Genomic DNA, 22,363 nt, shown 5'->3' with positions numbered 1-22,363 from the left:
GGCTCCTACGCGGACGCGGCTGCCGGCGAACACCTCCGCAGCCGCGCCTTGCCGCGATTGATCAGAAATGGATGACGGTACGGATGCTCTTGCCTTCGTGCATCAGGTCGAAAGCCTTGTTGATGTCTTCCAGGCCCATGGTGTGGGTGATGAAGGTGTCGAGCGGGATCTCGCCGCTCTGGGCCATGTCGACGTAGCTCGGCAGCTCGCTGCGACCGCGCACGCCGCCGAACGCCGAACCGCGCCAGACGCGGCCGGTCACCAGCTGGAACGGACGGGTGGCGATTTCCTGGCCGGCACCGGCCACGCCGATGATCACCGACTCGCCCCAGCCCTTGTGGCAGCATTCCAGCGCGGCGCGCATCAGTTGCACGTTGCCGATGCACTCGAAGGAGAAGTCGACGCCGCCGTCGGTCATGTCGACGATCACTTCCTGGATCGGACGATCGAAGTCTTTCGGGTTCACGCAATCGGTGGCGCCCAGTTGCTTGGCGATCTCGAACTTGGCCGGGTTGATGTCGATGGCGATGATGCGCGAAGCCTTGGCCTTCACTGCGCCGATCACCGCCGACAGGCCGATGCCGCCCAGGCCGAAGATGGCCACGGTATCGCCCGGCTGGACCTTGGCGGTGTTGATCACCGCACCGATACCGGTGGTGACGCCGCAACCGAGCAGGCAGACCTTCTCCAGCGGCGCGTCCTTGGAAATCTTGGCCACGGAGATTTCCGGCAGCACGGTGTACTCGGAGAACGTCGAGGTTCCCATGTAGTGGAAAATCGTTTCGCCCTTGTAGGAAAAGCGCGAAGTGCCGTCCGGCATCAGGCCTTTGCCCTGGGTGGCGCGAATGGCCTGGCACAGGTTGGTCTTGCCCGACTTGCAGAATTTGCACTGGCCGCATTCCGGGGTGTACAGCGGAATCACGTGGTCGCCCACCGCCACCGACGTCACGCCTTCACCGATGGCCTCGACGATCGCACCGCCTTCATGGCCGAGGATCGACGGGAAGATCCCTTCCGGATCAGCGCCGGACAGGGTGTAGGCGTCGGTGTGGCACACCCCGGTGGCCACCACGCGAAGCAGCACCTCGCCGGCCTTCGGCATGGCGACATCGACTTCAACGATTTCCAGCGGCTTCTTGGCCCCGAAGGCTACGGCGGCGCGCGACTTGATCATCCTGACTCTCCCAGTGAATTAAAACGAGACAAGGAGTGTAATCCACGACCTGAGAGTGAATAATCCGGACAAAAGCAAAACATTATTGCCGCACAGGGATAATCCGATGTCCGAAAACCGCTGGGAAGGCATCGACGAGTTCGTCGCCGTGGCCGAATGCAGCCAATTCACCGCCGCCGCCGAACGCTTGGGCGTTTCCTCTTCGCACATCAGCCGCCAGATCGCGCGGCTGGAAGAACGCCTGCAGACCCGCTTGCTCTACCGCAGTACACGGCGGGTGACGCTGACCGAAGCCGGGCAGACATTCCTGCAGCATTGCCAGCGTCTGCAGGACGGCCGCGAAGAAGCGCTGCGGGCCGTCGGCGACCTGGCCAGCGAGCCCAAAGGCATGCTGCGCATGACCTGCGCCGTGGCCTACGGCGAACGCTTCATCGTGCCGCTGGTGACCCGGTTCATGGGTCACTACCCGCAACTGCGGGTCGACATCGAGCTGACCAACCGCCAGCTCGACCTGGTTCACGAAGGCCTGGACCTGGCGATCCGCCTGGGCCGCCTGCAGGATTCGCGGCTGGTCGCCACCCGGCTGGCGCCGCGGCGCATGTACCTGTGCGCATCGCCCTCCTACCTTGAACGGTACGGCCGCCCCCACAGCCTGTCGGAGCTGAGCCGGCACAATTGCCTGATCGGCAGTTCGGACATCTGGCAACTGGAGCAGAACGGGCGGGAATTCGCCCAGCGGGTGCAGGGCAACTGGCGCTGCAACAGCGGGCAAGCGGTGCTGGATGCGGCTTTGCAAGGGGTGGGGCTGTGTCAGTTGCCGGACTACTACGTGCTGGAGCATCTGCACAGCGGCGCGCTGATTTCGCTGCTGGAGGCCCATCAGCCGCCGAACACCGCGGTGTGGGCGCTGTACCCGCAGCAGCGGCACCTGTCGCCGAAGGTGCGCAAGCTGGTGGATTTTCTCAAGGAAGGGTTGGCGCAACGGCCGGAGTACCGCAACTGAACACGGGTGGATCATCCGAGATTCTGCGGTGCCCCCACCGACGCCATCGCGGGCAAGCCCGCTCCCACAGTGACCGTGAAGTGCCCAAGACCTGTGGGAGCGGGCTTGCCCGCGATGGCTATCTAACGGACACCACCTGCACTCAGCGCCGGTTCGCCCAACGCTGACGCAACCACTCCAGGTCTTCCGGCCGGGTCACCTTGAGGTTGTCCGCCCGCCCTTCGATCAGGCGCGGAGCAAGGCCGGCCCACTCCATCGCCGAGGCTTCGTCGGTGATCACCGCATCCGCCACCAGACTGTCGGCCAACGCCCGGTGCAACGCACCCAGGCGAAACATCTGCGGCGTGTAGGCTTGCCAGATCACGCTGCGGTCGACGGTTTCGACCACGCGCCCCTGTTTGTCGACGCGCTTGAGCGTGTCCCGCGCCGGGACCGCCAGCAACCCGCCGACCGGGTCATGCGCCAGCTCGGCGAGCAGCTTGTCCAGGTCATTGCGGCTCAGGTTGGGGCGCGCCGCATCGTGCACCAGCACCCAATCCTCATCGTTGGCGCCCTGGGCATGCAGGTGCAGCAAGGCATTGAGCACCGAACCTGAACGCTCGGCGCCGCCGTCGACCCGCTGAATGCGCGCGTCGCCGGCACAGGCCAGGCCCGGCCAGTAAGGATCATCGACAGCAAGACTGACCACCAGGCCCTTGAGGCTCGGGTGATCGAGGAAACAGCCGAGGCTGTGTTCGAGAATGGTGCGTCCGCCCAGTTGCAGGTATTGCTTGGGACGGTCCGCGGCCATACGGGCACCGATGCCCGCAGCAGGAATCACGGCCCAGAAGGCCGGCAGAAAATCGCTCATTGGGCCAACTGGTAAAGGGTTTCGCCGTCCTTGACCATGCCCAGCTCATGGCGAGCCCGCTCTTCAACGGTCTCCATGCCTTTCTTCAACTCGCTGACCTCGGCGTCCATCACCCGGTTGCGCTCCAGCAAGGCTTCGTTCTCGGCGCGCTGGTCGTCGATTTGCTGAGTCAGCTCGGCCACTTGCGCCAGGCTGCCGTTACCCACCCACAGGCGGTATTGCAGACCGGCCAGCAGCAGAAGCAGGACGAGAAACAACCAATAGGGACTGCGCATCGAATATCAGGTATCCAGTGAAAAAAGACAGCCACGCAAAACGTTGAAGCATCTGATAGCACGAAGCCTGGAAGATCCAGGCTTGTGCTGATAAGGCATCAGATTAGTGGCAAATCCATCGCTGTCACGACTTTTCCGACACAATCCGGTGTCCTTTTACGTTCAAGGCTCAGCCGCGGAACTCGCCGCGACCGTTGTACTTGGCCTTGCCGTTCAACTGCTCTTCGATACGCAGCAGTTGGTTGTACTTGGAGACGCGGTCGGAACGGCACAGGGAACCGGTCTTGATCTGGCCGGCCGAGGTACCCACGGCCAGGTCGGCGATGGTCGAATCTTCGGTTTCGCCGGAACGGTGCGAGATCACGGCGGTGTAGCCGGCGGCCTTGGCCATCTGGATGGCTTCCAGGGTTTCGGTCAGGGTGCCGATCTGGTTGAACTTGATCAGGATCGAGTTGGCGATGTTCTTCTCGATGCCTTCCTTCAGGATCTTGGTGTTGGTCACGAACAGGTCGTCGCCGACCAGTTGCACCTTGTCGCCGATCTTGTCGGTCAGGATCTTCCAGCCAGCCCAGTCGGACTCGTCCAGGCCGTCTTCGATCGAGATGATCGGGAAGCGCTCGGTCAGGCCTTTGAGGTAGTCGGCGAAACCGGCGGCGTCGAAGGACTTGCCTTCGCCGGACAGGTTGTACTTGCCGTCTTCGAAGAACTCGCTGGCCGCGCAGTCCAGGGCCAGGGTCACATCGGTGCCCAGCTTGTAGCCGGCGTTGGCGACCGCTTCGGCGATGGCCGACAGCGCGTCTTCGTTGGAGGCCAGGTTAGGCGCGAAACCGCCTTCGTCACCCACGGCGGTGTTCAGGCCACGGGCCTTCAGCACGGCTTTGAGGTGGTGGAAGATCTCGGTGCCCATGCGCAGGCCTTCGGAGAAGGACTTGGCGCCGACCGGCTGCACCATGAATTCCTGGATGTCGACGTTGTTGTCGGCGTGTTCGCCGCCGTTGATGATGTTCATCATCGGAACCGGCATCGAGTAGACGCCCGGAGTGCCGTTCAGGTTGGCGATGTGCGCGTACAGCGGCAGGTCCTGGTCCTGGGCGGCAGCCTTGGCGGCGGCCAGGGACACGGCGAGGATGGCGTTGGCGCCCAGGGTCGCCTTGTTTTCGGTGCCGTCCAGCTTGATCATCGCCAGGTCCAGGGCTTTCTGGTCGCTTGGGTCTTTGCCCAGCAGCAGTTCGCGGATCGGACCGTTGATGTTGGCTACCGCCTTGAGCACACCCTTGCCCAGGTAACGGCTCTTGTCGCCATCACGCAGCTCGAGCGCTTCACGCGAGCCAGTGGAAGCACCGGACGGCGCGCAGGCGCTGCCGATGATGCCGTTATCGAGAAGCACGTCCGCTTCCACGGTGGGGTTGCCACGGGAGTCGAGAACTTCACGACCTTTGATGTCGACGATTTTTGCCATTGTTGTAAACACTCCAAAGTTGACGAAAACGACGCAGCTAGAGGAAATCTTTGACCGTCGGCAAGGGGTGTGCAGCAGGCAGTCTTGCAGACGACAAGGCTCAAACCCGAAGGTCTGAGCCAGGAATCGTGCGGTACTTTACCGGAGAAATGAGGCTTACGCGGTCTCTACCGTCGGAAAACTCTTCACCAGTTCGTCCAGGGCCTTGAGCTGGGCCAGGAACGGCTCCAGCTTGTCCAGGCGCAAGGCGCAAGGGCCGTCGCATTTGGCGTTGTCCGGATCCGGATGCGCTTCGAGGAACAGCCCGGCCAGCGACTGGCTCATGCCCGCCTTGGCCAGGTCGGTGACCTGGGCGCGGCGCCCGCCGGCGGAGTCGGAACGACCTCCCGGCATCTGCAGCGAGTGGGTCACGTCGAAGAACACCGGGTATTCGAACTGCTTCATGATCCCGAAGCCGAGCATGTCGACCACGAGGTTGTTGTAGCCGAAGCTCGAACCGCGCTCGCAGAGGATCAACTGATCGTTGCCCGCCTCCACGCACTTGTTCAGGATGTGTTTCATCTCCTGGGGCGCGAGGAACTGGGCTTTCTTGATGTTGATCACCGCGCCGGTCTTGGCCATGGCGACCACGAGGTCGGTCTGGCGCGACAGGAAGGCCGGCAGCTGGATGATGTCGCAGACCTCGGCGACGGGCAGGGCCTGGTCGGGCTCATGGACGTCGGTGATGATCGGCACGCCGAAGGCCTGTTTGATGTCCTGGAAGATGCGCAAGCCCTCTTCCAGGCCAGGACCGCGGTACGAGGTCACAGAAGACCGGTTGGCCTTGTCGAAGCTGGCCTTGAACACGTAAGGGATGCCGAGCTTTTCGGTGACCTTCACGTATTCCTCGCAAACCTGCATGGCCATGTCGCGACTTTCCAGCACGTTCATGCCGCCGAACAGCACCATGGGCTTGTCGTTGGCAATCTCGATGTCGCCGACGCGGATGATCTTCTGTGCCATCGGGTTACGCCTTCTTCTGGTGTTGAGCCAACGCGGCCTTGACGAAACCGCTGAACAGCGGATGGCCGTCACGCGGGGTCGAGGTGAACTCAGGGTGGAACTGGCAGGCGACGAACCACGGATGATCCGGTGCCTCGACCACTTCGACCAGCGCGCCGTCACCGGAGCGGCCGGAGATCTTCAGGCCGGCTTCCATGATCTGCGGCAGCAGGTTGTTGTTCACTTCGTAGCGGTGGCGGTGACGCTCGACGATCACGTCCTTGCCGTAGCAGTCGTGCACCTTGGAGCCGGACTCCAGCAGGCATTCCTGCGCGCCCAGACGCATGGTGCCGCCCAGGTCGGAGGCTTCGCTGCGGGTCTCGACCGCACCGGTGGCATCGGCCCACTCGGTGATCAGGCCCACGACCGGGTGGCCGCTGGCGCGGTCGAACTCGGTGGAGTTGGCGTCTTTCCAGCCCAGCACGTTGCGGGCGAACTCGATGACCGCCACTTGCATGCCCAGGCAGATGCCCAGGTACGGCACCTTGTTCTCACGGGCGTACTGGACGGCGGTGATCTTGCCTTCCACGCCACGCAAGCCGAAGCCGCCCGGCACCAGGATCGCGTCGACGCCTTCCAGCAGCGCGGTGCCCTGGTTCTCGATGTCTTCGGAATCGATGTAGCGCAGGTTGACCTTGGTGCGGTTGGTGATGCCGGCGTGACTCATCGCTTCGATCAGCGACTTGTAGGCGTCCAGCAGCTCCATGTACTTGCCGACCATGGCGATGGTGACTTCGTGCTCAGGGTTGAGCTTGGCGTCGACGACCTTTTCCCACTCGGACAGGTCGGCGCCGTTGCACTGCAGGCCGAAGCGCTCGACGACGAAGTCGTCCAGGCCCTGGGCGTGCAGCACGGCCGGGATTTTGTAGATGGTGTCGACGTCTTCCAGGGAGATCACCGCACGCTCTTCAACGTTGGTGAACAGGGCGATCTTGCGGCGCGAGGACACATCCACCGGATGGTCGGAGCGGCAGATCAGCACGTCAGGCTGCAGGCCGATGGAGCGCAGTTCCTTCACGGAGTGCTGGGTCGGCTTGGTCTTGGTCTCGCCGGCGGTGGCGATGTAAGGAACCAGCGTCAGGTGCATCAGCATCGCGCGCTTGGAACCAACTTCCACCCGCAGTTGACGGATGGCTTCGAGGAACGGTTGCGACTCGATGTCGCCGACGGTGCCGCCGATCTCCACCAGGGCCACGTCGGCATCGCCGGCGCCCTTGATGATGCGACGCTTGATCTCGTCGGTGATGTGCGGGATCACCTGGATGGTGGCGCCCAGGTAGTCGCCGCGGCGCTCTTTGCGCAGCACGTGCTCGTAGACGCGACCGGTGGTGAAGTTGTTGTTCTGGGTCATGGTCGTGCGGATGAACCGCTCGTAGTGGCCCAGGTCGAGGTCGGTCTCGGCGCCGTCGTGGGTGACGAACACTTCACCGTGCTGGAACGGGCTCATGGTGCCCGGATCGACGTTGATGTACGGATCCAGCTTGAGCATGGTGACCTTGAGCCCCCGCGCCTCCAGGATGGCCGCCAATGAAGCCGAGGCAATGCCTTTCCCCAATGAAGAAACAACACCGCCCGTGACGAATATGTAGCGCGTCATGAAAAACCCTAGAAGTCTGCGTTAAAGCGGTCCGAGCCGCCGGGGAAAGCGAAGGAAGGCCGAAGCCCCCGATCACCTGCATTAATCACAGTGCACCTTTCAAAAAAACCGCCGCGTTGGGACAGACCGGAAGTGAAAACACCGGTACGTAGCTCGCTACACATTTTTTGGAATCGCCCAGCAAAGACTGCTTGGTAATCGGCAACTCCTGCAATTCAGGCGAATCCACAGAAGTTGTATCAAGAAGGGAGCGTAGTCTACCGGAATGCCCCTTTCATCTCAAACCTTGATCTTCATCCGAAGGCTGCCAATGCAGTCGCCAGCCGTCCTGCGCACTGCCGTCGAGCCCCGGCAGGTCCGCCACGGCGAGCAGTTCCTCGCCGCGGAACAGCAGCGGCAATCTGCCACGCACGAAGGCCGGAACGCCGCGCTCGTTGAGCAGGCGCTTGAGGTCGCGCCCGCCGCGTCCGGGCAGGCGCATCGTCTCGCCGCCCTGCCGGTAAGCGATCCTGAGCGGCCCGGCAGGAGTCTGCCCCAGCAACATGACACGCCCGTTATCGGCCAGGCGCAGCGGCCTCGCAGGATCAGGCCAAGCGTCTGCGGCCACCGGCGTGAGCAGCCATTGCCCGCTGAGCCACCAGAGGCGGCCGGCGCTGCGATGCAGTTCACCGTCGGCCAGACGCCAGACCGGCGCCGCATCGACGGCGGCCTCGCACAGGTCCGACCAACCCGACCAATGGTCGGTATCCGGCAAGCGGGTCAGCGGCGCCAGCCAATGGCTGAGGGCATTGCGCTGGCGGGCGGCGGACAAACCGGCCAACGGGGCCAGCGCCAACGAGGGCACGCCCAGCCAGTCGAAGGCGTCCGGGGTGCGCGCATCGTTCAGGTCGAGCTGCGCCAGCTCATCCAGCAAGCCTTGCGCCTCCCGCGCATGTGCAGCGCTGCGCACCAGGCTGGCCGTCGCCTGCGGCCAGCGGGCGGCGAGCAAAGGCATCACTTGATGACGCAGATAGTTGCGGGAGAACTGCGTGTCCTGATTCGACGGATCCTCGATCCAGGTCAGCTGATGGGCCCGTGCGTAGGCTTCCAGTTCGCCCCTTCCCGCATCGAGCAACGGACGTACCAGGCTGCCCTGCCCCAGCGGCCTGTGCACCGGCATCGCGGATAACCCTCTCACCCCCGCCCCCCGCAGCAGACGAAACAGCAAGGTCTCCGCCTGATCGTCACGGTGCTGCCCGGTCAGCAGGGCTTCGTTGCGGCCGATCGCTGCGTCGAACGCTGCGTAACGCGCATCACGCGCCGCGCGCTCCAGGCTCGCACCGGGCCGAACCTGCACGCGCACCACCCGCAACGGCACGCCCAGCGCATCGCAGAAGGCTCGGCAATGCTCCGGCCACGCCTCTGCGGCGGCCTGAAGGCCGTGATGGACATGGAGGGCGCTCAAGGGCGGCAGGGTTTCGGTCTTCGCCAGACGGGCGAGCAGGTGCAGCAGGACGGTGGAGTCGAGTCCGCCGGAGAAGGCGATGCGCCAGGCGGCAGCCGTTCGCCAGGGCGTCAGGGTGCGCAGAAGTCGGTCAGACAGATCGATCCGGGTCATGGAGGACACATCGCACAAATGAAATGTGGGAGCGGGCCTGCTCGCGAAAGCGATTGAACAAACAACAGGTGCGTTGAATGTTAACCCTTATCGCGAGCAGGCTCGCTCCCACATGGATACGGCCTGTTCGATCAGAGACCGTAGCTCATCAGACGCTCGTAACGGCGGGCCAGCAGCGCGTCGTTGTCGAACTTCTTCAGCATCGCCAGTTGCGAGATCAGCTCGGCGCGGATCGAGGCGGAAGCGGCAGCGAAGTCGCGGTGGGCGCCGCCCAGCGGCTCGTTGATCACCTTGTCGACGATGCCCAGGCCCTTCAGGCGCTCGGCGGTGATGCCCATGGCTTCGGCGGCGTCCGGCGCCTTCTCGGCGGTTTTCCACAGGATCGAGGCGCAGCCTTCCGGCGAGATCACCGAGTAGGTCGAGTACTGCAGCATATTCAGTTGGTCGCACACGCCGATGGCCAGTGCGCCGCCGGAACCGCCCTCACCGATCACGGTGGCGATGATCGGGGTCTTCAGGCGCGCCATGACGCGCAGGTTCCAGGCGATCGCTTCGCTCTGGTTGCGCTCTTCGGCGTCGATGCCCGGGTAGGCGCCCGGGGTGTCGATGAAGGTCAGGATCGGCATCTTGAAGCGTTCGGCCATTTCCATCAGGCGGCAGGCCTTGCGGTAGCCTTCCGGACGCGGCATGCCGAAGTTGCGGCGCACCTTCTCGCGCACTTCGCGGCCCTTCTGGTGACCGATCACCATCACCGGCTGGTCGTCCAGACGTGCCACGCCGCCCACGATGGCCGCGTCGTCGGAGAAGTGACGGTCACCGTGCAGTTCGTCGAACTCGGTGAAGATGTGGTCGATGTAGTCGAGGGTGTACGGACGGCGCGGGTGACGCGCCAGACGTGCGATCTGCCAGCTGGTCAGCTTGCCGAAAATGTCTTCGGTCAGCGTCTTGCTCTTGTCCTGCAGGCGGGAGATCTCATCGCCGATATTCAGCGAATTGTCGTTACCGACCAAGCGCAATTCTTCGATCTTGGCTTGCAGGTCGGCGATCGGCTGTTCGAAATCTAGAAAATTCGGGTTCATAGGCGTCCGTCTAGGGTCGCGTCCAAGCAAGCTTGGGCCGGCCGGTTGTCTGTTCGCGCCCTACCTTAAGGGACAGGCGCGTCGAGGTCGAGATTAAAAGTTCAGGTTGCGGACAGGCGATCTGATATCACCTGCCGGTCAACGGTATTGGAGGAAGACGTTGTCTCGTCCGAACTGGTCACGCAGGGCTTGAATCAGGGCGTCCGCCGGATCGATCCGCCAGCTCTCGCCGAACTGCAGCAAGGTCTTCGCATCGGGGCTGGTGTATTCCATGGTGATCGGGCAAGCCCCGCGGTGGCGCTTGAGCAACTCGCCCAACCAGCGTAGCTGATCGCCCTTCAGGTCCTGGGTCTGCAGTTTCAGGCGCAGGCTCTCGGCCAGGCTGGTGCGCGCCTCTTCCATGCTCATCACCCGCTTGACCCGCAGGCGCAGGCCGCCGGAGAAGTCGTCGTTGCTGACTTCGCCTTCGACCACCACCATCGCGTCGGTCTGCAGTAGCGACTGGGCGGAGTGGAACGCATCGGCGAACAGCGACGCCTCGATCCGCCCGGAGCGGTCGTCGAGGGTGATGAAGCCCATCTTGTCGCCCTTTTTGTTCTTCATGACCCGCAGGGCGATGATCATGCCGGCGATGGTCTGGGTATCCCGCGCAGGCTTCAGGTCGATGATGCGCTGACGGGCGAAGCGGCGGATCTCGCTTTCGTATTCGTCGATCGGGTGGCCGGTGAGGTACAGGCCCAAGGTGTCCTTCTCGCCCTTGAGGCGTTCCTTGAGGGTCAGCTCCCGGGCCTTGCGGTGGCTGGCGTAGACATCCGCGTCCTCTTCGACGAACAGCCCGCCGAACAGGTCGGCGTGGCCGCTGTCGTGGGTGCGCGCGGTCTGTTCGGCGGCCTTGATCGCCTCTTCCATAGATGCCAGCAGCACCGCGCGGTTGCGGTCGATGTTGGCCTGGTAGGCCTTCTGCTCGTCATGGAAGTACGGACCCAGGCGGTCCAGCGCGCCGCTGCGGATCAGGCCGTCCAGGGTGCGCTTGTTGATGCGTTTGAGGTCGACGCGGGCGCAGAAGTCGAACAGGTCCTTGAACGGGCCGTCCTGGCGCGCTTCGGTGATCGCCTCCACCGGGCCTTCGCCGACGCCCTTGATCGCGCCGAGGCCGTAGACGATGCGCCCGTCGTCGTTCACCGTGAACTTGAACTCCGAGGTGTTCACGTCCGGCGCGTCGAGGCGCAGCTTCATCGTGCGCACTTCTTCGATCAAGGTCACGACCTTGTCGGTGTTGTGCATGTCCGCCGACAGCACCGCCGCCATGAACGGCGCCGGGTAGTGGGCCTTCAGCCACGCGGTCTGGTACGACACCAGGCCGTAGGCGGCGGAGTGGGATTTGTTGAAGCCGTAACCGGCGAATTTCTCCACCAGGTCGAAGATGTTGCCCGCCAGGTCCGCATCAATGTTGTTGGACGCGCAACCTTCGATGAAGCCGCCGCGCTGCTTGGCCATCTCCTCGGGCTTCTTTTTACCCATCGCCCGTCGCAGCATGTCCGCGCCGCCGAGGGTGTAGCCGGCCATGACCTGGGCGATCTGCATCACCTGTTCCTGGTACAGGATGATGCCGTAGGTCGGCGCCAGCACCGGCTGCAGGCCTTCGTACTGGTAGTCCGGATGCGGGTACGCCAGCTCGGCGCGGCCGTGCTTGCGGTTGATGAAGTCGTCCACCATGCCCGATTGCAGAGGGCCCGGACGGAACAGGGCCACCAGTGCGATGAGGTCTTCGAGGCAGTCGGGCTTGAGTTTCTTGATCAGCTCCTTCATGCCGCGGGATTCGAGCTGGAACACCGCCGTGGTTTCGGCCTTCTGCAGCAGGCTGTAGGTCGGCTTGTCGTCGAGCGGGATGAACGCGATGTCCAGCGGCGCCTCGTTGGTCTTGGCGCGGTCGCGGTTGATGGTCTTGAGCGCCCAGTCGATGATCGTCAGGGTCCGCAGGCCGAGGAAGTCGAACTTCACCAGGCCGGCCGCCTCCACGTCGTCCTTGTCGAACTGGGTGACCAGGCCGCCGCCCTCTTCATCGCAGGCGATCGGCGAGAAGTCGGTGAGCTTGGTGGGCGCGATCACCACGCCGCCGGCGTGCTTGCCGGTGCCGCGGGTCACGCCTTCGAGCTTGAGGGCCATGTCCCAGATTTCCTGGGCCTCTTCGTCGACCTTGAGGAAGTCGCGCAGGATCTCTTCCTGCTCGTAGGCCTTTTCGAGGGTCATGCCGACCTCGAACGGAATCATCTTCGACAGGCGGTCCGCCAGGCCGAACGACTTGCCCTGGGCCCGGGCCACGTCGCGCACCACCGCCTTGGCGGCCATGGAGCCGAAGGTGATGATCTGGCTCACCGCGTTGCGGCCGTACTTGTCGGCCACATAGTCGATCACCCGGTCACGGCCGTCCATGCAGAAGTCGACGTCGAAGTCGGGCATGGAGACCCGCTCCGGGTTGAGGAAACGTTCGAACAGCAGGTCGTATTCCAGCGGGTCGAGGTCGGTGATCTTCTGCACGTAGGCCACCAGCGAACCGGCGCCCGAACCCCGTCCGGGGCCCACCGGCACGCCGTTGTTCTTGGCCCACTGGATGAAGTCCATCACGATCAGGAAGTAACCGGGGAATCCCATCTGGATGATGATGTCCAGCTCGAAATTCAGCCGGTCGACATACACCTGACGCTTGGCGTCGTAGTCTTCGGTGGTGTCCTTGGGCAGCAGCACCGACAGGCGCTCCTCCAGGCCGTCGAACGAGACCTTGCGGAAATACTCGTCGATGGTCATGCCGTCGGGGATCGGATAGTCGGGCAGGAAGTGCTTGCCCAGCTTCACGTCGATGTTGCAGCGTTTGGCGATCTCGACGGTGTTTTCCAGCGCGTCGGGCAGGTCGCTGAACAGCTCGGCCATTTCCTCGGCGCTTTTGAGGTATTGCTGATCGCTGTAGTTCTTCGAGCGGCGCGGGTCGTCGAGGGCGCGGCCTTCACCGATGCAGACGCGGGTCTCGTGGGCCTCGAAGTCTTCCGGCTTGATGAAGCGCACATCGTTGGTCGCCACCAGCGGCGCGCCGAGCTTGTCGGCCAGAGCCACGGCGCCGTGCAGCTGCTCTTCGTCGTTGACGCGGTTGGTGCGCTGGATCTCCAGGTAGAAGCGGTCGGGAAACACCGCCATCCATTCGCGGGTCAATGCCTCGGCCTCGGCCGGGTTGCCGGCGATCAGGGCCATGCCGATCTCGCCCTCCTTCGCCGCCGACAGCATGATCAGGCCGGCGCTGGCCTCGACCACCCACTGGCGCTCGATGATGATCATCCCGTTGCGCTGGCCGTCGATGAACCCGCGGGAAATCAGCTCGGTGAGGTTGCGGTAGCCCAGGGCGTCCATCGCCAGCAGGCTGATCCGGCTCAGGGGGCCGTCCGGATCCTTGTTCGACAGCCACAGGTCGGCCCCGCAGATCGGCTTGATCCCGGCGCCCATGGCGGCCTTGTAGAACTTGACCAGGGAACACATGTTGTTCTGGTCGGTGACCGCAACGGCCGGCATGTTCATGCCGGTGAGCGCCTTGACCAGCGGCTTGATCCGCACCAGCCCGTCGACCAGGGAGTATTCAGTGTGCAGGCGTAGGTGAACGAATGAAGCCGGCATAGTGATCCTGTCCAGTTACATGGAAACAACAAGGCCCGGATTGTACCGGGCCTCGAACAAAACATCAGCCATGGGCCTAAACCGGCGCCAGGCCTTCCAGCGCCTCGTAGGCCTGACGCACCGGCGCGAACGAACGCCGGTGGATCGGCGTCGGCCCCAGGCGCACCAACGCTTCCAGATGAACGGGCGTCGGATAGCCCTTATGGCCGCCGATGCCGTAGCCCGGGTAGGTCAGCTCGAACGCCGCCATCTCGCGGTCGCGGCTGACCTTGGCCAGGATCGAGGCCGCCGCGATGGCCGGCACCTTGCTGTCGCCCTTGACCACCGCTTCGGAACGCATCGGCAGTTTCGGGCAACGGTTGCCGTCGATCATCGCCAGCTTCGGCTGGATGTGCAGGCCGGCGACGGCCCGCTGCATGGCCAGCATGGTGGCATGGAGGATGTTCAGTTCGTCGATCTCTTCGACCTCGGCCCGGGCGATGCACCAGCTCAGGGCCTTTTCCTTGATTTCGTCGAACAGTTTCTCGCGCCTGGCTTCGGTGAGCTTCTTCGAGTCGTTCAGGCCCTGGATCGGCCGGTTAGGATCGAGGATCACCGCCGCCGTCACCACCGCGCCGCACAACGGGCCACGGCCGACCTCGTCGACACCGGCCACCAGTTCTTCGACTTCGGCGACCAGGGTGAAATCCAGGCCCATCTGCATGCTTGTCTTGCTCATCGTGATTGACCGATCAGGTTCAGCACCGCGTCGGCGGCCTGGTTGGAGGCGTCCAGCCGCAGGGTGCGGTGGATCTCGTCGAAGCCGCGGGTCTGTTCCTCGCCGCCGTCGATCAGCGGGGAAAGCGTCTGGGCCAGGGCCTCGACCGTTGCGTCGTCCTGCAGCAGCTCAGGCACCAGAAGGCGCTGGGCCAGCAGGTTCGGCAGGGACACGTAAGGGCTCTTGACCATGCGCTTGAGGATCCAGAACGTCAGCGGCGCCAACCGGTAGGCCACCACCATCGGCCGCTTGTACAGCAGCGCCTCCAGCGTCGCCGTGCCGGAAGCGATCAGCACCGCGTCGCAGGCGGCGAGGGCCAGGTGGGACTTGCCGTCGAGCAGGGTCACCGGCAGGTCGCGGCCGGCCAGCAGCGCTTCGATCTGCACCCGCCGCTCGGGGCTGGCGCAGGGCAACACGAAACGCACGCCAGGGCGCAAGGCCCGCAGCCGCTGGGCGGTGTCGAGGAACAGCGCGCCGAGGCGCCCGACCTCGCCGCCGCGGCTGCCCGGCATCAGGGCGACCAGCGGCCCGTCGGGCAAGCCCAGCTCGGCCCGCGCCGCCCCACGATCGGCCTGCAACGGAATGGCGTCGGCCAGCGAGTGGCCGACGAACCGCACCGGCACGCCCTTTTCTTCGTAGAATTTCGCTTCGAACGGGAACAGCGTGAGCATCAGGTCGCAGCCTTCGCGGATCTTCAGCACGCGCTTCTGCCGCCACGCCCACACCGACGGGCTGACGTAGTGCACGGTCTTGATCCCGGCCTGACGCAGCTTGAGTTCGATGTTGAGGTTGAAGTCCGGGGCGTCGATGCCGATGAACACGTCCGGCTTGCGCTCGATCAGGGTCTCGATCAGGTGCTTGCGCCGCTTGAGCAGCTCGCGCAGCCGACCGAGCACCTCCACCAGCCCCATGACCGACAGACGCTCCATGGGAAAGTCGGAGGTCAGCCCTTCGGCCTGCATCAGCGGCCCGCCGACGCCGATGAACTCCGCCGTCGGATGCCGGGCCTTGAGGGCGCGCATCAGGCCGGCGCCCAGAATGTCGCCGGAAGCCTCGCCCGCCACCAGCGCAATACGCAGATTGGCCATGGTCAGCGGGTGATGCCGCGGTTCGAAGACTGGATGGAGTCGCGGAACAAGGCGACTTCAGGGAACTGGGCCGCAGGTTCGGCCAGTTCGGCCAGTGCCTGCTCGACGGTCAGCCCCTGGCGGTACACCGTTTTGTAGGCACGGCGCAGAGCGTGGATGGCATCCTCGCTGAAGCCGCGGCGACGCATGCCTTCGAAGTTCATGCTGCGCGCTTCGGCCGGGTTGCCGAACACGGTGACGAACGCCGGGACGTCCTTGCCGATCGCGGTGCCCATGCCGGAGAAGCTGTGCGCGCCGATGTGGCAATACTGGTGCACCAGCGTGAAGCCGGACAGGATCGCCCAGTCGTCGACGTGCACATGGCCGGCCAGCGCGGTGTTGTTGACCAGGATGCAGTGGTTGCCGATCACGCTGTCATGGCCGATGTGGGCATAGGCCATGATCAGGTTGTGGTCGCCCAGCGTGGTTTCCGAGCGGTCCTGCACCGTGCCGCGGTGAATCGTCACGCCTTCGCGGATGACGTTGTGGTCACCGATCACGAGGCGGGTCTCTTCACCCTTGTACTTGAGGTCCGGCGTATCCTCGCCGACCGAGGAAAACTGGTAGATCCGGTTGTGCTTGCCGATGCGGGTCGGGCCCTTGAGGACCACATGAGGCCCGATCACCGTACCCTCGCCGATTTCCACACCTGCGCCGACGATCGACCACGGGCCGACCTCGACCCCTTCAGCCAGGACGGCTGTCGGGTCGATGATTGCGCGAGGGTCGATCAAACTCATAGCTTGCGTTCCGCGCAGATGATTTCCGCCGAGCAGACCGGCTTGCCGTCGACAGAGGCTTGGCAGTCGAACTTCCAGATCTGGCGCTTGCAGCTGATGAACTTGGCTTCGAGGATCAACTGATCGCCCGGCAGCACAGGCTGACGGAAGCGCAGCTTGTCGGAACCGACGAAGTAGTAGAGGGTGCCGTCGGCCGGTTTGACGTCCAGCATTTTGAAACCGAGGATCCCGGCAGCCTGGGCCATCGCTTCGATGATCAGCACGCCCGGCATGATCGGATGCGCCGGGAAGTGGCCATTGAAGAACGGCTCGTTGATGCTGACATTCTTGTAGGCGCGAATGCGCTTGCCTTCAGTGTCCAGATCCACCACCCGGTCCACCAGCAGGAACGGGTAACGGTGAGGCAGGTATTCGCGAATCTCGTTGATGTCCATCATTTCGGGGGGAAGCCTATGTAAAGATTGGGAGTGCGACGTGGCGCACGCCTCTAGCAGATCAAGCAGACAGCCGGGTGGCTGCCTGCGATTGATATGGAAGCGGTATCAGCCATCTGATGAAGCATTACCGTCGGGGGTCACTTCCCCCACGCGCTTTTCCAGCTGTTTCAAGCGGCGCGCGAGGTCATCGAGCTGCCGGATGCGGGCCGCGCTCTTGCGCCATTCGGCCGCCGGTTGCATGGCTGTACCGGACGAATAGGCACCCGGCTCGGTGATCGAGTGGGTGACCATGGTCATGCCGGTCAGGAAAACGTTGTCGCAGATGTCGATGTGCCCGACCAAGCCGACGCCGCCGGCCAGCATGCAATGCTTGCCGATCTTGGTGCTGCCGGAGATGCCGACGCAAGCCGCCATGGCGGTGTGGTCGCCGACCTGGACGTTGTGGGCGATCTGGATCTGGTTGTCGAGCTTGACGCCGTTGCCGATCACGGTATCGGCCAGGGCGCCGCGGTCGATGGCCGTGTTCACGCCGATCTCCACATCGTCGCCGACGGTGACGCCGCCGATCTGGGCGATCTTTTGCCAGACGCCTTTCTCGTTGGCGAAGCCGAAGCCCTCGCCGCCGAGCACCGCACCGGACTGGATGACCACCCGTTTGCCGATGCGCACGTCGTGGTACAGCGTCACGCGCGGGGCGAGCCAGCCGCCTTCACCGATCTCGCTGCGCGCGCCGACCACGCAATGCGCGCCGAGGGTCACGCCGGCACCGATCCGGGCACCCGACTCGACGACCGCGAAGGGGCCGATGCTGGCGCTCGGATCGACCACCGCGTCCGCCGCGATCACGGCCGTCGGATGGATCCCGGCGGCGGCTTTCGGTTTCGGGTCGAACAGGTGGGACAGGCGGGCATAGGCCAGGTACGGATCCGGCACCACCAGCGCATCGCCGGCGAACGCTTCGGCGTCCGCGGCCTTGAGCAGCAGCGCTGCGGCCTGCGAGCCGGCGAGGTACTTGCGGTATTGGGGATTGGCCAGGAAGCTCAATTGAGCTGGGCCGGCCTCCTGCAAGGTGGCCAGCCCAGTGATTTGCTTCTCCGGGTCGCCACGCAGGGTGGCGCCGAGGAACTCGGCCAGCTGGCCGAGCTTGATGGTCACGGTCATGGGTTACTTCAGCTGGTTCATGCGCTCGATGACCTGGCGCGTGATGTCGTACTGAGGTTTGACGTCGATGACCGCGCCACGCTCGAACACCAGGTCAAAACCACCTTTCTTGATGACTTCTTCCACGGCGCTGTCCAGCTTCGGCTTCAGCTGCTTGAGCATCTCGCGGTCGGCGACGGCCTTGGCTTCGTTCAGTTCCTTGGACTGGAACTGGAAGTCACGGGCCTTTTGCTTGAATTCCAGCTCCAGACGCTCGCGCTCGCCTTGCTGCATCTTGTCGCCGCCAGCCATCAGGCGGTCCTGGATGCCCTTGGCGCTGCTTTCCAGGGTCTTGAGCTTGGTCAACTGCGGGCCGAACTTCTTCTCGGCGTCCACGGCGTACTTCTTGGCCGCGTCGGATTCCAGCAGGGCCATCTGATAGTTCAGGACGGCGATCTTCATGTCGGCAAATGCCGGGCCTGCCACCAGTACGGAGGCCAGGAGAACCAATTGAGTCAACTTACGCACGATGCACTCCTACAAAATCCATTGTCGTTATCTTGGGTCAGACGCTTAGAACGTCTGACCGAGGGAGAATTGGAACACTTGGGTTTCAGCGTTATCCGGTTTCTTCACCGGCGTGGCCAACGCGAAGCTCAATGGGCCCAGTGCGGTCACCCAGGTCACGCCGACACCGACGGAACTGGCCATGTTGCTCAGGCTCACGTCGTTGCACTGCGTGTTGGACTTCGTGACACCGTTGGTGTTGAGAGTCTGCTCGCACTTGGAGTCAAACACGTTACCCACGTCCCAGAACACGGAGGTGCGCAGGGAGCGTTGATCCTTGACGAACGGCAGCGGGAACAGGACTTCCACACCGCCCTGGATCAGGACGTTGCCGCCGAACGGCAGCGGATCCTGGTCCGGGTCGTTGATCGTGCCGACGTTGCCGGTCTTGGCCTGACCGCGGCTAGGCGTACTGCGCGGGCCCAGCGTGCTGTCCTTGAAGCCACGAACCGAGTTGAAACCACCAGCATAGTAGTTTTCATAGAACGGCAAGCCGTCGGTGGAGCCGTAGCCGTCGCCGTAGCCCAGTTCGGTGTGCAGGCGCAGCGTGTAGTTTTCGCTGATCGGCGCGAACAGCTGGCCGCGGTAGTCGAGCTTGTAGAACGACAGGTCGCTGCCCGGAATGGTGGTTTCCAGGGTCAGGCTCTGGGAACGGCCACGGGTCGGCAGCACGCCCTTGTTCAGGGTCGACTCGGACCAGCCGGCCGAAGCCTTGAAGTTCAGGTAGTTGTCGCCTTCACGGTTCACGAAGTCGAAGATTTCGTCGACGGTGTACTGACCGGTCTTGATCTTGTCCTGCTGGGCCGACAGGCCGAAGGTCAAGCGCGAGGTTTCGCTGATCGGGTAGCCGACGTTCACACCGGCGCCCAGGCTGTCCACCGCATAGCTCGCCACATCGACGTCGAGGTCTTTGTAGTCGGTGGTACGGTAGAAGGCGTTGTAGCCCAGGCTCACGCCGTCGGCGGTCCAGTAGGGATCGACGTAGCCGAAGTTGTAGCGGCTCTGGTATTCGCTGCGGGTCAGGCCCACGCTGACGCGGTTACCGGTACCGAGGAAGTTGTTCTGGGTGATGGAGCCGCCCAGGATCAGACCGGCGCTCTGGGCGAAGCCCACGCTGGCGGTGATCGAACCGGAAGCCTGCTCCTCGACGCTGTAGTTCACGTCGACCTGGTCGTCGACGCCCGGCACGGCCGGCGTCTCGACGTTGACTTCCTTGAAGAAGCCCAGGCGCTCCAGACGGGTCTTGGACTGGTCGATCAGGTAGGTCGAAGCCCAGCCGCCTTCCATCTGGCGCATTTCGCGACGCAGCACTTCGTCCTCGGACTTGGTGTTGCCACGGAAGTTGATGCGGTTGACGTAGGCGCGCTTGCCCGGATCGACGGCGAACAGAATGTCGACGGTGTGATCGTCGTCATGGGGCTGAGGCACGCCGTTGACGTTGGCGAAGGTGTAGCCTTCGTTGCCCAGACGGCGGGTGATCAGCTCGGAAGTGGTGGTCATCAGCTTGCGCGAGAACACCTGGCCCTTCTGCACCAGCAGCAGGGACTTGACCTGGTCTTCAGGTACTTTCAGGTCGCCGCTCAGCTTGACGTCGCGAACGGTGTACTTCTCGCCTTCGGTCACGTTGACGGTGATGTAGACGTGCTTCTTGTCCGGGGTGATGGACACCTGGGTCGAAGCGATGTCCATGTTGATGTAGCCGCGGTCCAGGTAGTAGGAACGCAGACGCTCCAGGTCACCGGAGAGCTTTTCGCGGGCGTACTTGTCGTCGTTCTTGAAGAAGGACAGCCAGTTGGTGGTTTTCAGCTCGAACAGGTCGACCAGGTCTTCCTCGGGGAAAACGGTGTTGCCGACCACGTTGATGTGCTGGATGGCAGCCACGGTGCCTTCGTTGATCTTCACCTTCAGGCCGACGCGGTTGCGCGGCTGCGACACCACTTCGGTGTCGACGGTCGCCGAGTAGCGGCCCTGGGCGACGTACTGACGCTGCAGCTCGTTGCGCACGCCTTCGAGGGTGGCGCGCTGGAAGATCTCGCCTTCGGCCAGGCCGGACTGCTTGAGGCCTTTCATCAGGTCTTCGGTGGAGATCGCCTTGTTGCCTTCGATCTCGATGCTGGCGACGGACGGACGCTCGACGACCGTGATCACCAGTACGTTGCCTTCGCGGCCCAGCTGGATATCTTGAAAGAAACCGGTTTTGAACAGCGCACGAGTGGACTCAACCAGACGACGGTCGTCCGCCTGATCGCCGACGTTCAACGGCAACGCGCCAAAGACGCTACCTGCGGAAACCCGCTGGAGGCCGTTGACACGAATATCAGAGATAGTGAAGGACTCGGCGTGAACTTCGGCGATCATCAATACGGTGAGAACCGCAGTTAGCAGCAGACGTTTCATGAAGTCCTTTCTTATTCCAACTGGCAATAAAGAAACTGCCGCAAAATGCGGCAGATTCGCAATTCAACGAAGCGTTACAGACGACCCAGATCGTTGACCAGAGCGAGAAGCATCACTCCAACCACCAAACTGATACCGATCTGTATCCCCCAACCTTGTACCCGCTCCGACAAGGGGCGACCACGCGCCCACTCGATCAGATAAAACAACAGATGCCCCCCATCCAGTACAGGAATGGGCAGCAAATTCAGAACACCCAGGCTAATACTCAGATAAGCAAGGAAATTCAGGAAATCGGCAACGCCCGACTGGGCAGAAGCGCCCGCCACTTTAGCAATGGTTATCGGTCCGCTCAAGTTTTTTACCGAGAGCTCGCCGAAGAGCATTTTCTTCAGGGAATCCAGCGTCAGGACACTCATCGCCCAAGTGCGGCGGGCACCCTCGCCGATCGCCGCCAACGGCCCGAAACTGACCTCACGGATCATTTCCGGCGGCCAGTCGACCGCCTTCACCCCTGCCCCCAGATAGCCGCTCGGCGACTTGCTTTCGCCCCGGGCCGCCAGCGTGACCGGAACGTCGATCCGGGCACCGTCGCGCTCGATGCGCAGCAGGACTTTAGCGTCAGGGCGGGTACGGACGGTGTCGACCACTTGCTGCCAGTCGTCCAGCGCCTGGCCGTCGAGCGCCAACAGGCGGTCGCCGGTCTTCAGCCCCGCCGCCTGGGCCGGGCCTTTCGGATCGAGTTCGGCGAGCACCGGCGGCAACGCCGGGCGCCATGGGCGGATGCCCAGCGAACGGATCGGGTCAGGTTCGTCCGCGCCCTTGAGCCAGTGGTCCAAGGCCAGCTCGCGAGGCGAGTCCGCCGTGGAGCCCTGATCACGCACCATCACCTGCAGGGAACCGCTCTCGCCCAGACGACGCACCAGCTGCAGATTGACCGCCGCCCAGCCGGACGTCGGTTCGCCGTCGATGGCGATGATTTCCTGGCCGGGGCTCAGGCCGGCCTTGGCCGCCATGCTGCCGGACTCGACCGCGCCGATGACCGGGCGCACCTGCTCGCTGCCGAGCATGGCCAAGACCCAGAAGAACACCAGAGCGAGGAGAAAGTTGGCGACCGGGCCGGCGGCGACGATGGCGATGCGCTGACGGACGGTCTTGCGGTTGAACGACTGATGCAGCTGATCGGCCGGCACCTCGCCTTCACGCTCGTCGAGCATCTTGACGTAACCGCCCAGCGGAATGGCCGCCACCACGAACTCCGTGCCGTGCCGGTCGTGCCAGCGCAGCAGGGGCATGCCGAAGCCGACGGAAAAACGCAGCACCTTGACGCCGCAGCGGCGCGCGACCCAGAAGTGGCCGAACTCGTGGAAGGTGACCAGCACACCGAGGGCGATCAGGGTGCCGGCAATCATATAGAGCGCGCTCATCTACTTTCTCCGCATTCCTGTCCAGTGCCGCGTGAA

18 protein-coding genes are annotated in these 22,363 nt (G+C 63.7%); 1 reads left to right on the top strand and 17 read right to left on the bottom strand.

Annotated features, from left to right (window positions below; genetic code table 11):
• Nucleotides 1-61: 61 nt before the first annotated feature.
• The gene (locus CAG31_RS12465; RefSeq protein ID WP_085581419.1) at nt 62-1,174 is read right to left on the bottom strand and encodes an S-(hydroxymethyl)glutathione dehydrogenase/class III alcohol dehydrogenase; all 1,113 of its coding nucleotides are present in this window, start codon (nt 1,172-1,174) and stop codon (nt 62-64) included.
• Between the two features lie 106 nt (nt 1,175-1,280).
• Between CAG31_RS12465 and CAG31_RS12460 the strand changes: the two genes are divergently transcribed.
• Nucleotides 1,281-2,177 (top strand): LysR substrate-binding domain-containing protein, encoded by an 897-nt coding sequence (locus CAG31_RS12460; protein WP_085581417.1) that lies wholly within the window; start codon nt 1,281-1,283, stop codon nt 2,175-2,177.
• A gap of 142 nt (nt 2,178-2,319) precedes the next feature.
• On the opposite strand, the gene ispD is transcribed toward CAG31_RS12460, so the two are convergent.
• The 16 genes from ispD to rseP all read right to left on the bottom strand — a co-directional run bounded on the left by ispD (nt 2,320) and on the right by rseP (nt 22,327).
• Complete coding sequence (gene ispD / locus CAG31_RS12455) at nt 2,320-3,027, bottom strand: 2-C-methyl-D-erythritol 4-phosphate cytidylyltransferase (RefSeq protein ID WP_085581415.1); 708 nt, start codon at nt 3,025-3,027, stop codon at nt 2,320-2,322.
• The gene (ftsB, locus tag CAG31_RS12450; RefSeq protein ID WP_085581413.1) at nt 3,024-3,302 is read right to left on the bottom strand and encodes a cell division protein FtsB; all 279 of its coding nucleotides are present in this window, start codon (nt 3,300-3,302) and stop codon (nt 3,024-3,026) included. Before ftsB ends, ispD begins: the two co-directional genes overlap by 4 nt.
• A gap of 169 nt (nt 3,303-3,471) precedes the next feature.
• Complete coding sequence (eno, locus tag CAG31_RS12445) at nt 3,472-4,761, bottom strand: phosphopyruvate hydratase (protein WP_085581411.1); 1,290 nt, start codon at nt 4,759-4,761, stop codon at nt 3,472-3,474.
• A gap of 156 nt (nt 4,762-4,917) precedes the next feature.
• Entirely contained in the window at nt 4,918-5,763 is an 846-nt protein-coding gene (kdsA, locus tag CAG31_RS12440) for a 3-deoxy-8-phosphooctulonate synthase (RefSeq protein WP_085581409.1), read from the bottom strand.
• Between the two features lie 4 nt (nt 5,764-5,767).
• Nucleotides 5,768-7,399, bottom strand: coding sequence for a CTP synthase (locus CAG31_RS12435; protein WP_085581407.1), 1,632 nt, complete (start codon nt 7,397-7,399; stop codon nt 5,768-5,770).
• A gap of 274 nt (nt 7,400-7,673) precedes the next feature.
• Complete coding sequence (gene tilS, locus CAG31_RS12430; protein WP_085581405.1) at nt 7,674-8,996, bottom strand: tRNA lysidine(34) synthetase TilS; 1,323 nt, start codon at nt 8,994-8,996, stop codon at nt 7,674-7,676.
• Nucleotides 8,997-9,127: 131 nt separating this feature from the next.
• On the bottom strand, nt 9,128-10,075 hold the full coding sequence (locus CAG31_RS12425) for an acetyl-CoA carboxylase carboxyltransferase subunit alpha (RefSeq protein WP_085581403.1): 948 nt from the start codon (nt 10,073-10,075) through the stop codon (nt 9,128-9,130).
• 138 nt (nt 10,076-10,213) lie between these two features.
• Complete coding sequence (gene dnaE / locus CAG31_RS12420) at nt 10,214-13,735, bottom strand: DNA polymerase III subunit alpha (RefSeq protein ID WP_085581401.1); 3,522 nt, start codon at nt 13,733-13,735, stop codon at nt 10,214-10,216.
• Between the two features lie 76 nt (nt 13,736-13,811).
• Complete coding sequence (gene rnhB / locus CAG31_RS12415; RefSeq protein ID WP_085581759.1) at nt 13,812-14,438, bottom strand: ribonuclease HII; 627 nt, start codon at nt 14,436-14,438, stop codon at nt 13,812-13,814.
• 11 nt (nt 14,439-14,449) lie between these two features.
• Complete coding sequence (lpxB, locus tag CAG31_RS12410) at nt 14,450-15,580, bottom strand: lipid-A-disaccharide synthase (RefSeq protein WP_085581399.1); 1,131 nt, start codon at nt 15,578-15,580, stop codon at nt 14,450-14,452.
• 2 nt (nt 15,581-15,582) lie between these two features.
• Entirely contained in the window at nt 15,583-16,359 is a 777-nt protein-coding gene (gene lpxA, locus CAG31_RS12405; RefSeq protein ID WP_085581397.1) for an acyl-ACP--UDP-N-acetylglucosamine O-acyltransferase, read from the bottom strand.
• Entirely contained in the window at nt 16,356-16,796 is a 441-nt protein-coding gene (gene fabZ / locus CAG31_RS12400) for a 3-hydroxyacyl-ACP dehydratase FabZ (protein WP_085581395.1), read from the bottom strand. The genes lpxA and fabZ overlap by 4 nt, the downstream gene beginning before the upstream one ends.
• A gap of 105 nt (nt 16,797-16,901) precedes the next feature.
• A complete protein-coding gene (gene lpxD, locus CAG31_RS12395; RefSeq protein WP_085581393.1) occupies nt 16,902-17,957 on the bottom strand; it encodes a UDP-3-O-(3-hydroxymyristoyl)glucosamine N-acyltransferase in 1,056 nt (351 codons plus the stop codon).
• A gap of 3 nt (nt 17,958-17,960) precedes the next feature.
• Nucleotides 17,961-18,464 (bottom strand): OmpH family outer membrane protein, encoded by a 504-nt coding sequence (locus CAG31_RS12390; RefSeq protein WP_003222140.1) that lies wholly within the window; start codon nt 18,462-18,464, stop codon nt 17,961-17,963.
• A gap of 45 nt (nt 18,465-18,509) precedes the next feature.
• Nucleotides 18,510-20,900 (bottom strand): outer membrane protein assembly factor BamA, encoded by a 2,391-nt coding sequence (bamA, locus tag CAG31_RS12385; protein WP_085581391.1) that lies wholly within the window; start codon nt 20,898-20,900, stop codon nt 18,510-18,512.
• 74 nt (nt 20,901-20,974) lie between these two features.
• Complete coding sequence (rseP, locus tag CAG31_RS12380; RefSeq protein WP_085581389.1) at nt 20,975-22,327, bottom strand: sigma E protease regulator RseP; 1,353 nt, start codon at nt 22,325-22,327, stop codon at nt 20,975-20,977.
• Between the last annotated feature and the right edge of the window lie 36 nt (nt 22,328-22,363).

Source organism: Pseudomonas sp. R25(2017) (genome assembly GCF_002112565.1).
In the GTDB taxonomy this organism is placed as follows: Bacteria; Pseudomonadota; Gammaproteobacteria; order Pseudomonadales; family Pseudomonadaceae; genus Aquipseudomonas; species Aquipseudomonas ekonensis.
Note: the sequence above shows the minus strand (reverse complement) of the source record. Positions and strands in the feature narration are given on the sequence as shown.